The sequence below is a fragment of the Polaribacter pectinis genome, assembly GCF_014352875.1.
GTDB classification, from domain to species: domain Bacteria; phylum Bacteroidota; class Bacteroidia; order Flavobacteriales; family Flavobacteriaceae; genus Polaribacter; species Polaribacter pectinis.
The window spans coordinates 2,943,824-2,958,173 of sequence record NZ_CP060695.1; the positions used below are offsets into that span (position 1 = coordinate 2,943,824).

At 29.5% G+C, this 14,350-nt stretch carries 9 protein-coding genes; all 9 read left to right on the forward strand.

Going from position 1 to position 14,350, the window contains the following annotated elements; all coding sequences use genetic code 11:
• Nucleotides 1-27: 27 nt before the first annotated feature.
• The 9 genes from H9W90_RS13255 to H9W90_RS13295 all read left to right on the forward strand — a co-directional run bounded on the left by H9W90_RS13255 (nucleotide 28) and on the right by H9W90_RS13295 (nucleotide 14,349).
• Nucleotides 28-2,451 carry a TonB-dependent receptor gene (locus H9W90_RS13255; protein ID WP_254712495.1) on the forward strand — a complete coding sequence of 808 codons (2,424 nt, stop codon included), beginning with the start codon at nucleotides 28-30 and terminating at the stop codon, nucleotides 2,449-2,451.
• 13 nt (nucleotides 2,452-2,464) lie between these two features.
• Nucleotides 2,465-3,820, forward strand: a complete 1,356-nt coding sequence (locus H9W90_RS13260) for a DUF4374 domain-containing protein (protein WP_187482061.1) — start codon at nucleotides 2,465-2,467, stop codon at nucleotides 3,818-3,820.
• 79 nt (nucleotides 3,821-3,899) lie between these two features.
• Nucleotides 3,900-5,402: an ankyrin repeat domain-containing protein gene (locus H9W90_RS13265; protein WP_187482062.1), complete on the forward strand. Its 1,503-nt coding sequence runs from the start codon at nucleotides 3,900-3,902 to the stop codon at nucleotides 5,400-5,402.
• Nucleotides 5,403-5,413: 11 nt separating this feature from the next.
• Nucleotides 5,414-5,905: a DUF2271 domain-containing protein gene (locus tag H9W90_RS13270; RefSeq protein WP_187482063.1), complete on the forward strand. Its 492-nt coding sequence runs from the start codon at nucleotides 5,414-5,416 to the stop codon at nucleotides 5,903-5,905.
• A 9-nt stretch (nucleotides 5,906-5,914) separates the two neighbouring features.
• Nucleotides 5,915-8,113 (forward strand): PepSY domain-containing protein, encoded by a 2,199-nt coding sequence (locus H9W90_RS13275; RefSeq protein ID WP_187482064.1) that lies wholly within the window; start codon nucleotides 5,915-5,917, stop codon nucleotides 8,111-8,113.
• 69 nt (nucleotides 8,114-8,182) lie between these two features.
• On the forward strand, nucleotides 8,183-8,647 hold the full coding sequence (locus H9W90_RS13280) for a MarR family winged helix-turn-helix transcriptional regulator (protein ID WP_187482065.1): 465 nt from the start codon (nucleotides 8,183-8,185) through the stop codon (nucleotides 8,645-8,647).
• 9 nt (nucleotides 8,648-8,656) lie between these two features.
• Nucleotides 8,657-9,772: an efflux RND transporter periplasmic adaptor subunit gene (locus H9W90_RS13285; RefSeq protein ID WP_187482066.1), complete on the forward strand. Its 1,116-nt coding sequence runs from the start codon at nucleotides 8,657-8,659 to the stop codon at nucleotides 9,770-9,772.
• 4 nt (nucleotides 9,773-9,776) lie between these two features.
• Complete coding sequence (locus tag H9W90_RS13290; RefSeq protein ID WP_187482067.1) at nucleotides 9,777-13,043, forward strand: efflux RND transporter permease subunit; 3,267 nt, start codon at nucleotides 9,777-9,779, stop codon at nucleotides 13,041-13,043.
• Nucleotides 13,036-14,349, forward strand: coding sequence for a TolC family protein (locus tag H9W90_RS13295; protein WP_367890062.1), 1,314 nt, complete (start codon nucleotides 13,036-13,038; stop codon nucleotides 14,347-14,349). Before H9W90_RS13290 ends, H9W90_RS13295 begins: the two co-directional genes overlap by 8 nt.
• The last annotated feature ends 1 nt before the right edge of the window (nucleotide 14,350 follow it).

Below are 14,350 nucleotides of genomic sequence, written 5' to 3' on the forward strand. Positions count from 1 at the left end.
GTAGTTATTTTTATTAAATCTAAATAAGTGGATATAAAATTATTTTTCTTAACGTTTGTTATAGCGCTATCAACATATTCTCAAGAGAGTCAACATACAGTTTCAGGAAATGTAGTTGATAACTTTGGAAACCCATTATTTGGAGCTTCGGTAGTTCTTGGTAACAATTTACGAACTACAATTACAGGAGAAGATGGTAGATATATTCTTAAATTTATTCCAAATGGAAACTATTTAGTTAAAGTATCATATTTGGGTTTTATTTCAAGTTCTAGAGAAATAAGTCTAGAAAATACCAGCAATAAAAAGCTAACCATAAATTTTACATTAACGGAAAGTGTAGAGGGTTTAAAGGGAGTAAGTATTAAAACTAAAACAGAAAAAACTAAAAAAGAAACACAAGGCTTTGCAGTAAATGTTATTAAAACCAAAGATGTAAGTCCTAGAAACATACAAACTAACGAATTATTAAACACAACAGTTGGTGTAAAAATTCGTCAAAATGGTGGTTTGGGTTCCGATGTTAATTACAGTTTAAATGGTTTATCTGGCAATGCAGTAAGAATTTTTATAGATGGTATTCCTATTTCTATGTATGGATCTTCTTACAATTTAAACAGTATTCCTCCATCAATGATTAAGAACATTGAAATTTATAAAGGTGTTGTTCCTGGTCATTTGTCTGATGATGCTTTGGGAGGCGCAATTAACATTGTACTTAATAATGATGATAAAACAAACTTAAATGCATCTATTTCTTACGGGTCATTTAATACCACGCAAGCAAATGTTAATGGTTTGTATCGATTAAAAAAATCTGGATTTACTATAAAATCAGCTATTTTTCATAATTATTCTGATAATGATTATAAAGTATCTGGAAGAAGTGTTGTAGATACTGGTTTAGGAGGTGTACAAACACCAATTACAGCCAAGAGATTTAATGATGCCTACAAATCTTCAGGAGTATTATTTCAAACTGGTTACACAGATGTAAAGTGGGCAAATCAATTTTTAATTGGCTTAAATGCATCTAAAGATTATAAAGAAGTACAACATGGTGCTTTTATGACCATAACACCCTACAAAGGCAGATTTTTAAAATCAGATGCCTTATTAGCAAATATAATTTATAAAAAGAAAAACCTTTTTACTAAAGGGCTAGATGTTAATATAAACGGTTTATATGGTAAAAGAAACCGAGCTGTAAATGATACCCTTGCTGCAGCTTATAGTTGGACTGGAGAAAGAGCTATAGATTATAAAGGTGATGAATACGATTATACTTGGGGTTCCCAACAAGAAGGAGGACCAACGTTAGCAAAAATTAAAAGAAATGTAGCGTCTATAAGAACAGGGCTTTCTTATGCTGTTAACAAGCAGCATAAAATTTTAGCAAACCATGTTTATAGTGGTGTAGATAGAGAAGATAGTGATGTTTTAGTTTCTGTATTAGAAAATACTTTTAAAGGTACTCGAAATATTTACAAAAACATATACTCTTTAACCTATGAGTTTACAACTTTTGAAAATAGATTAAGAACAAGCGTATTTGGAAAACATTATCAACAAAAAACTACAAGTATAGATCCAGAAATAAAAACGGACGCTAACGGAGTTAAAAGTATTGTAGACGAAGTTGTAAGTAGCAATATAGACCAAGATGGCTATGGTTTTGCAGCTTCTTATGCAATTACACCAGTAGTTACTTTATTGGCTTCTGCAGAAAAAGCAGTGCGTTTACCAGATGAAACAGAAGTTTTTGGTAATGATGGAGATAATGTTGTAGCAAACCCAACTATAAATCCAGAACAAAGTAAAAACTATAATTTAGGTTTTAGATTTGGAACTTTCAATATAAAAAACCATGATTTTTCTATTTCTACAAATGTTTTTACTCGAAATATTAAAGATAGAATTGGCTTACCTCTAGAAACCTCTTTTAATGTTGATGATGAATTAATAGTATACGTAAATCAAGGAAGCGGAACTTCTAAAGGTATAGATGCACAATTAAGTTATACTTATAACAGAAATTTTGGTTTAAATTTTAATATATCTCGTTTCGATTTAAAAATTATAAATAATAATGTAGAAATAGATGTACCAAACACACCTTTTTATACAATGAACGGTAGTTTACGATACTCTTTTAAAAATTTATTTCAAAAAGAATCTAGATTAAACATTTTCTACTCTATGTATTTTACAGATGAGTTTTCTTACCTAGTACCTCAAGGATCCAATACAGTTGGTAATGATTTTTTTAAAATACCTCAACAACTAGCTCAAGATTTTGGTCTTAGTTATTCATTTCCAAACAAGAAACTTGTTGCTAGTTTCGATATTAAAAACATATTCGATAAACCTGTATTTGACAATTTATCTGTACAAAAACCTGGAAGAGCTTTTTACATAAAATTAAATTACACAATCAATAAATTTAACTAAATATTAAAATAAAATGAAACAAATATTTTTAAACCACAGAGTATTAGCCCTAATAATATCATTTGGGATATTTACAGCATGTAGTAATGATGTTAATGAAGATCCAGTTAATCCAGAACCAGAAGTAACAAGATGGATTACAATAGCTGGAGCCAAAATGGGAGACAACCCAGGAGATGGAAATGGAGGAACATTAATTTATTCTGTATCTAGAGAAGATGCCAAAGACCCTACAGTTTCTATTAATCCTTTTGAAAATGGGTTTATAGCACCTTCTAATAGAACTGCTAGACTACAAGCTTCAGAAGATGGAAGTACAATTTTTAATATTAGTTATGCCGGAGATACTGGTGGTAATTATACTAAATATTCTGTAGCAGGAGGACAAAAATTTACACCTATAGGTTCTGAGGTAAGTATTGCTCCTTATGTTGGTAATGCTCCAAGATGGATAAAATTATTTGATGGAGATAAAACTGGATCTGCAGTATATGTGTCCACAGAGCATCAAGTTAATGATAATGGAACACCAAATGATGCAACAGATGATGTTTATACATACACAAAAGCCACAATAGGTGTAGTTACTTTAGATTTAGAAAATTCTTCTATTAATAAATTTCAAGAACATGTTGTACGTCTAAGCCCAGAAGAAGAAGCGGCAGGTTATTATTTTTCTAGAATTGATATGCCAACTTTAAATGCTGTCGGAGATAAATTATATATTGGTGGTCGTTTAAGTAAAGTAAATCCAAGTACCGTTGAAAGCGATAGTGGATATGAAATTTTAGGTTCTAAAACCATTGTTTTAGATTATCCTTCTTTATTAAATCCAACAGTAATTACATCAACTGTTGGTCATGGTAATACTAACGGATACCGAAGTATTAATGCTTTTGAATATAATGGAAGTGTTTACCAAGCAAATCAAAGCGATCCAGAAGGTTCTCATATCTTAAAAATTGGAGCAAATAATGAATATGATAATTCTTATGATTTTAATTTAGACGATGCTTTGGGTGTAACAGGTGCTTATGTGCTTGCTTGGAGACCAGCTGCAAACGGAAAAGCAGTGCTAGCTTATCGTCATGAAGGTTCTGCAGATGGTTTAGCAGGCGCTCAAGGATTTTTTGCTTTAGTAGATTTAGATGCTAAAACAGCTGTAAAAATTGAGGAAATTCCTTACGATCCAGATTTTTACTTATTCCAGTATCAAGGTTTTGCAGTTGATGGAAATGAAATATATTTAACCCAAGCTCCTGTAGGTAAAAATGGAAATATTTATGTTGTAGATACAGAAACTAGCACAGTTACTAAAGGTGCAGAATTGGTAAACACTACTGGAAGTCACTTTATTGGGGCATGGTAAATTTAGAGTACTATAATAAATACATATTAAAACTCCTTTCTAAAATTAATAAGAAAGGAGTTCTCTTAAAAAAACTATAATGAAAAAATTAATCATTTTACTATTGTTAATAGTTCCAATTTTTGTTTTCTCACAAAGAGGACAAGGACAGCAAAACACCAACGAATTTCATAACAGAGATTTTTGGAAAACGCAACCAGATGTTGCAACCATAAAGCAAAAAATAAAAGAAGGTAATGATCCTGTAAAACTAAATCAAGCAGCTTTTGATGCTCTTTGTTATGCTATTATGGCAAATGCTCCTTTAGCAACAATTGAGTATTTATTGTCTTTATCAGGTAACAATATTAATAAATCGACTCATGATGGTAGAAGTTATTTAATGTGGGCAGGTTCCGCTGGCAATATAGAAACCATGAAACTATTATTAAGTAAAGGTGCTGATACAAAAGTAGTAGGTAGCCATGGTTTTAATTGGTTTACGTTTACGGTAAATGCAGGTCATGAAAATACAGATATTTACGATTTAATGATTGCAAATGGTGTCGATTTAAAAGAAACGAATCGAGCAGGAGCAAATGCAATTTTATTAATAGCACCACATAGTAATGACGGAAAAGTTATTGAGTATTTTCAGAAAAAAGGATTAGATATTAAAGCAACAGATAAAAAAGAAAACAATCTTTTGTTTTATGCTGCTAAAGGTGGAAATATCGATTTAATAAAAAAATACATCGCTAAAGGTTTTGACTATAAAAAAGTGAATACTGATGGAGAAAATATCGTGCTTTTTGCAAGTCATGGAGGAAGACGAAGTAGTAACCCACTTAAGGTTTACCAATATTTTGATTCTTTAGGTTTGAATATGATATTAACAAATAACAACTCTGAAAATGCTTTACATAATATTGCATTAAATACTAAAGATGTTAATATTGTTGACTTTTTTATAAAAAAAGGAGTTAACATTCATCAACAAAATAAAGAAGGAAATACTCCTTTTTTAAATGCTGCAAAAGGAAATAATCTTTTAGTTTTAGAAAAATTAGCACCATTATCTAAAAACATCAATCAACAAAACAAAGAAGGTTTTTCTGCTATAATTTATGCAACAAAAAGTATGAATATAGAGGCTTTTAATTTTTTAAAACAAAATGGAGCAAATGTGAATACTGTTGATGCTGAAGGAAACAACTTATATTATCATTTATTTAATGCTTTTAGTAGAAGAAATAGCAAAACATTTACTGCTTTTGAAAAGACTTTAGCAACTGCAAATGTTTCATTTAAAAATGCTTCAAAAAACGAAAATTTACTACACATTGCAATTGCAAAAGGCGAAAATAAAATAATAAAAAAAGCTTTAGAATTGGGCGCAGATATTAATCAAAAAAATAACGATGGATTAACACCATTACATTTAGCGGCAATGAAAGCTAAAGATGTAAAATTGTTACAACTTTTAATAAGCAAAGGCGCAGATAAAAAAATACTTACCGATTTTAACGAAAGTGCTTTTGATTTAGCTAAAGAAAACGAACTGTTAAGCAAAAGTGATATTACATTTTTAAAACAATCTTAAATTATATTTATATGAAACTTTATAAATTCGTTCTTGGAATATTTTGTTTGTCATTTATGGCTTTTACAACCATAAAAAACATCGAACTTACATCGAAATACAAATGTATGGTTCAGTTAAAAAACTATGAAGGAGAAGGCGCTTATGTTGTGGCATCAATAGTTGATAAAGACAATAATTATATAAAAACGCTACATATTTTAGGCGATGATGAAAAGTGGTATCCAGATATACCAACATGGTGGTCTTTTTTTGAAACCGCAAAAGATACCCAAGTAGATGCAATTTCAGGAGCCACTATTGCTGGAGGAGAACGTGCTATTTTTACTATTCAGTTAGATGAATCTTATTTAACAGCAGGAAATAAATTAAGATTTGAAACGGCTGTAGAACATCAAGATTATTTTGAAAAAGATTTAGAAATTTTGTTAGAAAGTGAAAACTTAAAAAACAAATTTGAAGGCACAGGATATATTCGTTACGTTAGAATTATACCAAACTAATTAAATAATATGCTTAACAAAATATGGAGATACAGTCATTTTTACCTGACTGTATCTTCTTTCTTATTTTTACTTTTAGCTTCAATTACTGGGTCTTTTTTGGCTTTTGAACCTATTCAAGAAAAGTTACAACCTCACTATATTGAAAACGCTGAAGATGTTTCTGTGGCACAATTAATAGATACTTTAAAAAACAAGTATAACGAGGTTTTAGATATTGAAGTAGATAAGAATTATTTTGTAAAGGCAAGTCTTTTTAGTTTAGAAGAAGCTATTGATGGGCAATTTTACATTAATCCTTTTAATGGAGATAAAATAGCCGATATTCCAAGAAAAGGTGCTTTTTTTGAGTTCTTAACTAATTTTCATCGTTCCTTATTTTTAAAAACTCCAGGAAGGGTTTTTGTTGGCATTAGCTGTTTTTTATTATTTTTAATAGCCATTACAGGTTTATTATTAGCGATTAAAAGACAAGGAGGTTTTTTAAAATTTTTCTTAAAAATTATAAACGATAAATCAATACAATATAACCACGTTGCTTTAGGAAGATTGTTCTTAATTCCTATTATTATTTTGGCGTTATCAGGAACGTATTTGTCAATGGAACGGTTTTCGTTATTGCCAAAAACTAAAGCTATAGTTACGCAACAAGAATCGGTTTTTAAACTAAATATTACTTTTTCTAAATTCCCTATTTTTAAAACGATAACTTTAAAAGAAGTAAAAAAAATAGAATTTCCTTTTTCTACAGATGAAGAAGATTTTTTTATTTTAAGCTTACAAGATCGAGAACTAGAAATTCATCAAAAAACAGGAGAAATTGTAAAAACAACATATTATCCTATTACAAAAATATTAAGTGTATTAAGTTTTAATCTGCACACAGGATCAGGAAGTATAATTTGGTCTTTAGTATTATTTATTAGTTCGCTTTCAGTTTTATACTTTATGTATTCTGGAAGTATAATTGCGTTTAAACGTATGCGTTCTAAAACAAAAAATAAATACAACGCTAACCAAGCTAATTTTGTAATTCTAATAGGGTCAGAAAATGGAGGCACAAAAAGATTAGGAAAAACTTTACAGCAGTCTTTATTAAAAGCAGGTAAAAAAGTGTTTTTAGATGATTTAAACAACTACAAAAGTTATCCTGCAATTGAACAATTAGTTATTATTACTTCTACTTACGGCGATGGAGAGCCACCAAGCAATGCAAATTTATTTTTAACCAAACTCCAGCAAATCAAAATTATAAAACCCTTTACTTGTAATGTAATTGGGTTAGGATCTTTTTCGTATTCAAAATTTTGTGAATTTGCTAAAAGCGTTCAAAGACAAGTTGTTTTAAATAAACAGATTATTGTTCCTCAAGAAAATCCGTTATTAATTCATAACCAGAATTATAATGCGTTTAGAAATTGGGTTTTAGAATGGAATACTAGCTTAAATTTAAATTTAGAAATTCCAAAAGAATTGTCTTTTATAAAACCTAAAGAGACAATTTTTAAAGTAGTTGAAAAACAAAATGTTATTGATGAATATGCTGAAACATTTAAACTAACCTTGGGATCAAAAAAAAGAATAAAATTTGTACCCGGAGATTTGTTAGGAATTACGCCTCCAAATGAAACTTCAGAACGTTTATATTCTATTGGTAAAAACAGTAATGGAGATTTATTATTGAGTATAAAAAAACATTCTCTAGGTATTTGTTCTAATTTTCTAAATGGCTTAAAACCTAATCAAGAACTAAAAGGAACCATTCAAAAAAATAAACAATTTCATCTTCCTAAAAAAAGCAAACAGGTTATTTTAATAGCCAACGGAACAGGAATTGCCCCATTTTTAGGCATGATTCATCAAAAAAAGAACACTCCTAAAACTTTGTATTGGGGAACTCGAACTAAAATTTCGGAAGAATTATACAAATCTCAAATTTTAGAAGCGTTACAAAAAAAGACACTACAAACCTATGATGTGGCTTTTTCAAAAGAAGAAAGTCCTTATAACTATGTTCAAGACATTATTACAAGAGATGAAAAAAATATCGTAAAAACACTTTCAACTGGAGGAACTATTATGTTATGCGGATCTATAACTATGCGTAATGGTGTTTTTGAGCTTCTAGAAAAAATTTGCTTTAGAAATAATCTACCTGCTTTTGAAACATTCAAAAATAAAGGGCAAATTTTAACAGACTGTTATTAATATTTTTTTAACAAAACATTAATTAGTTGCACCTGCAACTAATTAATGACTTTGTCTATTTTTGCAAAAGTGAAAGAAAAGCAAGTACATATCGATTTTGAAAATTCTATTGGGCCTTGGTTGGGTAGAACTGGTAAAATAGTAGATTATTTTATTCAGGAATCGTTTAAATTAAACAATCTAGATCTTACAAAAGAACAAATGATAGTTCTTAAAAAATTAAATGATCAAGACGGTTTAAATCAAAACGAATTGGCTTTTTTAACGTTAAGAAATAAGTCTTCATTAACGCGTTTGCTTACTAAAATGGAAGGTAAAAAGTATATTTTTAGAAAACAAAGCAAAGAAGATAAGCGAATTAAAAATGTGTACTTAACGGAATTCGGAAAAGAGGTTTTTGAAAACACCAAGCCGGTTATTCAAAATATAATATCTACAATGGAGCAAGATATAACTGTAGAAGAAAAACAACAAATAATAAAAATATTTAAAAAAATACAAACTAATTTCTGCTCAACAGCAGAACACATTTAACTAACAAACATGAGAAAAATAATTTTAGCTATTCTTGGGGTTTTAGCTATTGTTGCTGCTGTTTTAGTAGGTAACTACATTGTAGAAAAAAACCAAAAACCGAAACCGAAGTTTAAAAAACAGATAAAAACTGTTTTTGTTAAAGAAGTAGAAAATAAAGAAATTCCTATTATTCTAGCTGCGAGTGGAAACTTAACTGCTAAAAGTAAAATAGATATTTTTTCTGAAGTACAAGGAATCTTTAAGCCTTCTAATAAAGCATTTAAAGCCGGAACAAAATACTATAGAGGAGAAACTTTATTAAGTATAAATAGCGATGAATTTTACGCAAGTCTGCAATCTCAAAAAAGTAGTTTATACAATTTGTTAACTTCTATTATGCCAGATATACGTTTAGATTATCCAGGTGAATTTAGTAAATGGGAAAACTATTTAAAAGGTTTCGATATTAATAAATCAACTCCAAAATTACCTAAATTTTCAACAGATAAAGAGAAATATTTTATTTCTGGAAGAGGAATTTTAACAGCATATTACAATGTTAAAAATTTAGAAGTTAGAAATTCTAAACATCGAATTAGAGCTCCTTTTTCTGGAATTTTAACAGAAGCTTTGGTAAGTCCTGGAACGTTGGTTAGAGTTGGACAAAAATTAGGTGAGTTTATAGACCCAAGTATTTATGAAATGGAAGTTTCTGTTAATGCAGAATTTGCAGATTTGCTAAAAGTGGGTAACACAGTAGCATTGTCTAATTTAGAAAAATCTAAAAAATATACTGGAAAAGTAGTTCGTGTAAATGGTAGAGTAGATCAAGTTTCGCAAACCATTAAAGCTTTTATCGATGTAAAACATCCAGATCTAAAAGAAGGTATGTTTTTAGAAGCAGATTTAGTGGCAAAATCAGAAAGCGAAGCTATAGAAATTTCAAGAAAATTATTGGTTGATAATGCAGCAGTTTATACAGTTAAAAACGATAGTATTTTAACGTTGGTAAATGTAAACCCAGTTTATTTTGGAGCAGAAAATGTGGTGATAAAAGGGTTGAATAATAACGATAAAATTTTAACACAAACCTTACCAGGAGCTTTTGATGGAATGATTGTGAAAATTAATAAAAATAAGTAATTAGATGAAAAAGATAATTACCTATTTTATAAAATACCATGTTGCAGTTAACGTAATTGTTTTTGCATTTTTCGTCTTTGGAGCCATTGGAGCTTTAAGTATGAAATCTTCCTTTTTCCCATTGGTAGATTCACAATTAATTAGAATTTCTTTAGCGTATCCTGGAGCTTCTCCTGCAGAAATGGAAGAAGGAGTTGTACTTAAAATTGAAGATAATTTAAAAGGAATTGTTGGTGTAGAAAGAGTTACTTCAGTTTCTAAAGAAAATTCTGCTAGCGTAAATGTAGAATTAGAAAAAGGAAAAAATATAGATATTGTTTTATCGGATGTTAAAAATGCAGTGGATAGAGTACCGTCTTTTCCTTCAGGAATGGAACCACCAGTTATTGCAAAGGTAGAAAGTATAAGACCAACGATTAGTTTTACAATTAGTGGAGATAATGTTTCTTTAAAATCGTTAAAACAATACGCAAGAAATGTAGAAAATGATATTCGTGGTATAGAAGGAATATCTCAAGTACAAATTTCTGGTTTTCCAGAAGAAGAAATAGAAATTGCAGTTCGTGAAAACGATTTAAGAGCTTATAATTTATCTTTTACAGAAGTAGCAAATGCAGTTAGAAATTCGAATATTTTAATTACTGGAGGTAATATTAAAACAACGGACGAAGATTATTTAATTCGCGCCAGCAATCGCTCTTATTACGGAATTGAACTTCAGAATTTAATTGTTAGAACAGAAACAAATGGAAATATAATTCGTCTAAAAGACATAGCGGAACTAAGAGATACATGGTCCGAAAATCCTGATAGATTATATTATAATGGAAATTTAGCCATCGATATTACAGTTAGTAATACCAATAATGAAGATTTAATTACTTCTGCAGATAATATTAAAGAATACATTCATAAATATAACCAACAACAGCAAAATGTCCAGTTAAGTGTTACAAGTGATAGAAGTATTACTTTAAATGGAAGAACAAAATTATTAATAGAAAATGGTGTTGTAGGAATCCTGTTAGTACTTTTCTTTTTAGCACTTTTCTTAAACGTTCGTTTAGCGATTTGGGTAGCTTTTGGTTTGCCAGTTGCATTTTTAGGGATGTTTATTTTTGCGGCTCAATTTGATGTTACGATTAATGTTTTATCATTATTCGGAATGATTATCGTAATTGGTATTTTGGTAGATGATGGAATTGTTATTGGAGAAAACATTTATCATCATTATTACGATTTAGGCAAAACAAAAGTGCAAGCTGCCATAGATGGAACCATGGAAGTAATTCCGCCAATTGTATCTGCAATTTTAACTACAATTATTGCTTTTTCTACCTTCTTTTTTGTGGATGGTAGAATAGGAAGTTTTTTTGGTGAAGTTTCAACAATTGTACTCTTAACATTATCTGTTTCTTTAGTAGAAGCCTTAATTATTTTGCCAGCACACATTGCGCATTCTAAAGCTTTAGATAGAAAAAAGTTAGAAAATGGCGAAGATAAAAAGACCAATAAATTCGATGCTTTTTTTACTAAAATAAATAGAGGTGCAGACAAGTATTTAGGTAAATTTAGGGACAATTATTACGTTCCGTTTTTAAAATTCTCTTTAAATAATAAAATTTTCGTTTTCTGTCTTTTTATAGCAACCTTATTAATCAGTTTTTCTGCGTTACAAGGTGGTATTATTAAAAGTTCATTTTTTCCAAGAGTTGCCAGTGATCGAATTCAGATTTCACTAAATATGCCACAAGGAACCAATGAAAGAATTACAGATTCTGTAATTTCTTTAATTGAAGAAAAAGTATGGATTGTAAATAAAGAATATTCAGAAAAGCAAAGTGGAGACGAAGATGTTGTAGAAAACGTAATTAAAAGAGTGGGTCCAGGAAGTGCAAATGCAACTTTAGATGTAAATCTTTTACCAGGAGAAACGCGAGATTTTTCTTCACCGGAAATTACAAATGCAATTCAGAAATTAGTTGGAAAAGTATATGGAGTAGAAAGTTTGGTTTTTGGTTCTGGAGGTAATTTTGGTGGAAGTCCTGTTGCAGTTTCTTTATTAGGAAATAATATTACAGAATTAAAAGCAGTAAAAGACGAGCTAAAAGAAACCTTGGAAAACAATCCTTTATTAAAAGATGTTACCGATAACGATCCTGCAGGAATTAAAGAAATAAAAATATCTTTAAAAGACAATGCGTATTTATTAGGGTTGAATTTGCAAAGTATTATGGCGCAAATTAGATATGGTTTCTTTGGTTTTCAGGCACAACGTTTTCAGCGTGGACAAGACGAAATTAAAGTTTGGGTTCGTTACGACAAAAAAGACAGATCTTCTATTAACGATTTAGACGATATGCGAATTATTACGCCAACAGGCACAAGAGTTCCATTTTCTGAAATTGCAACCTATACAATAGAAAGAGGAGATATTGCAATAAACCATTTAGAAGGAAAGCGTGAAATTCAAATTTCTGCAGATTTAAAAGATTTAGAAACGAGTGAAACCGAGATTTTAGATAATATTAAAAATAATATTATGCCAGAAATCTTGTCTAAATATCCAACAGTTTCCCCTTTATATGAAGGCCAAAATAGAGAAGCTAAAAAAACGACAGACTCTGTAAATTTAGTTGCGCCAATTATTTTAATGCTGATTTATATTGTAATTGCATTCACATTCCGTTCTTATAGTCAGCCAATTTTATTAATAATAATGATACCTTTTAGTATGATTGGTGTTATTTGGGGCCATTACATTCATAATTTCTCCATCGGAATTTTATCCTTTTTAGGAATTATTGCCCTCATAGGAATTATGGTAAATGATGGTTTGGTTTTAATAGGGAAATTCAACAGTAATTTAAAAGATGGTTTAAAATTTGAAGATGCTTTAATAAAAGCTGGTCAATCTCGTTTTAGAGCAATTTTCTTAACTACATTAACTACAATTGCAGGTTTAGCGCCATTAATTTTCGAAAAAAGTAGACAAGCACAATTTTTAATTCCGATGGCAATTTCAATTGCTTATGGTATTGCAATTGCCACTATTTTAACGTTGATAATGTTACCAATGATGTTATCTGCTTCCAACACTTTAAAAGTGAAAATTAAATGGCTTAAAACAGATAGAGATATTACAAAAGAAGAAGTAGAAAGAGCTATTATAGAAGCAAATTACGATGATGGAAGTACTACAGAAATCGAATCTAATAAAGAAAATTACGAAAGTTTAGAGTCTAACTATAAAAAAGATGAAAATGAATAAAAAAGCAATACTATTTCTTCTTTGTTTAGCAACTTTAAATAGTTTTTCACAAGAAATTTTAACAAAGAAAGAAGCATTAGCAATTACGTTAGAAAATAACTTCGGAATTAAAATTGCAAACAATAATATAGAAGTTTCTAAAAATAACACAAGTATTTATAATACTGGTTTTTTGCCAACAGCTTCAATTTCTTCTGGCGTAAATTATAGGAGAGATAACCAAACAATTAATCGCCAAGATGGAACATCTACAAGTGTAGATGGTGCTGTTACAAAATCGTATAATGCATCTTTAAATGTAAACTATACTATTTTCGATGGTTTAGGTAGAAAATACAATTATCAGCAATTAAAAGAAACCTATAATTTAACAGAGTTACAAGCAAAAGAAACTATTGAAAACACCTATTTACAGTTGTTTACAACCTATTTTCAAATTGCAAGGTTATCTGAAAATACATCAAATTTAAAAGAGGCATTAACTATTTCTAAAAGTAGATTAGAGCGTGCTAAATATCAATATGAATATGGGCAATCTACCAGATTAGAGTTGCTAAATGCAGAGGTAGATGTTAATAATGATAGCATAACTCTAATAAACGCCAACCAGCAATTAAGCAATGCAAAACGTGGATTAAATATTGTTTTAGGTGTAGAAAAAGAAGTAAATTATGTGGTAGAAACAGATGTAGATTTTATTGAAATGATGAATTTTAGCGAACTTCAACAAAAGACTATTGCAAATAATACAACTTTAAAACAGAACCAAAAAAACATTGCTATTAGCGAGTTTAACATCAAAATAAACAAGGCTAACTATTTACCAACTTTGGGTTTAAATACTTCTTATGGATGGAATAAAAGTGAAAACCCAGCAACTTCGTTTTTAGCAGGATCTACTTCAAATGGTTTAAATGCAGGTTTAAGTTTATCTTGGAATTTGTTCGATGGTGGAAGCACAAAAACAAGAGTTGCCAATGCCAAAATAGCTTTAGAGAATCAGCAAATTTTGTTAGAACAACAAAAAGTTACTATAGAAAATAACCTAAAAAATACTTGGGAGAATTATAACAACCAATTATTTATTTTGAAAGCACAAGAAAAAAACGTGCAAACCACGCAAAATAATTTCGATAGAACTCAAGAACGTTATAAGTTAGGTCAAGTAACTTCTATAGAGTTTAGACAAGCACAAATTAATTTAATCAATTCTAAAACAGCATTTAATAATGCAAAGTTCGATGCTAAATTAATTGAATTACAATTGCTACAATTAAGTGGAGATATTTTAAATGTAGATTTCTAAA

Coding starts and splice junctions, on each gene's coding strand:
- H9W90_RS13260 (WP_187482061.1), top strand. CDS start 2,465: ATGAAACAAATATTTTTAAACCACAGAGTATTAGCCCTAATAATATCA.
- H9W90_RS13265 (WP_187482062.1), top strand. CDS start 3,900: ATGAAAAAATTAATCATTTTACTATTGTTAATAGTTCCAATTTTTGTT.
- H9W90_RS13270 (WP_187482063.1), top strand. CDS start 5,414: ATGAAACTTTATAAATTCGTTCTTGGAATATTTTGTTTGTCATTTATG.
- H9W90_RS13275 (WP_187482064.1), top strand. CDS start 5,915: ATGCTTAACAAAATATGGAGATACAGTCATTTTTACCTGACTGTATCT.
- H9W90_RS13285 (WP_187482066.1), top strand. CDS start 8,657: ATGAGAAAAATAATTTTAGCTATTCTTGGGGTTTTAGCTATTGTTGCT.
- H9W90_RS13290 (WP_187482067.1), top strand. CDS start 9,777: ATGAAAAAGATAATTACCTATTTTATAAAATACCATGTTGCAGTTAAC.
- H9W90_RS13295 (WP_367890062.1), top strand. CDS start 13,036: ATGAATAAAAAAGCAATACTATTTCTTCTTTGTTTAGCAACTTTAAAT.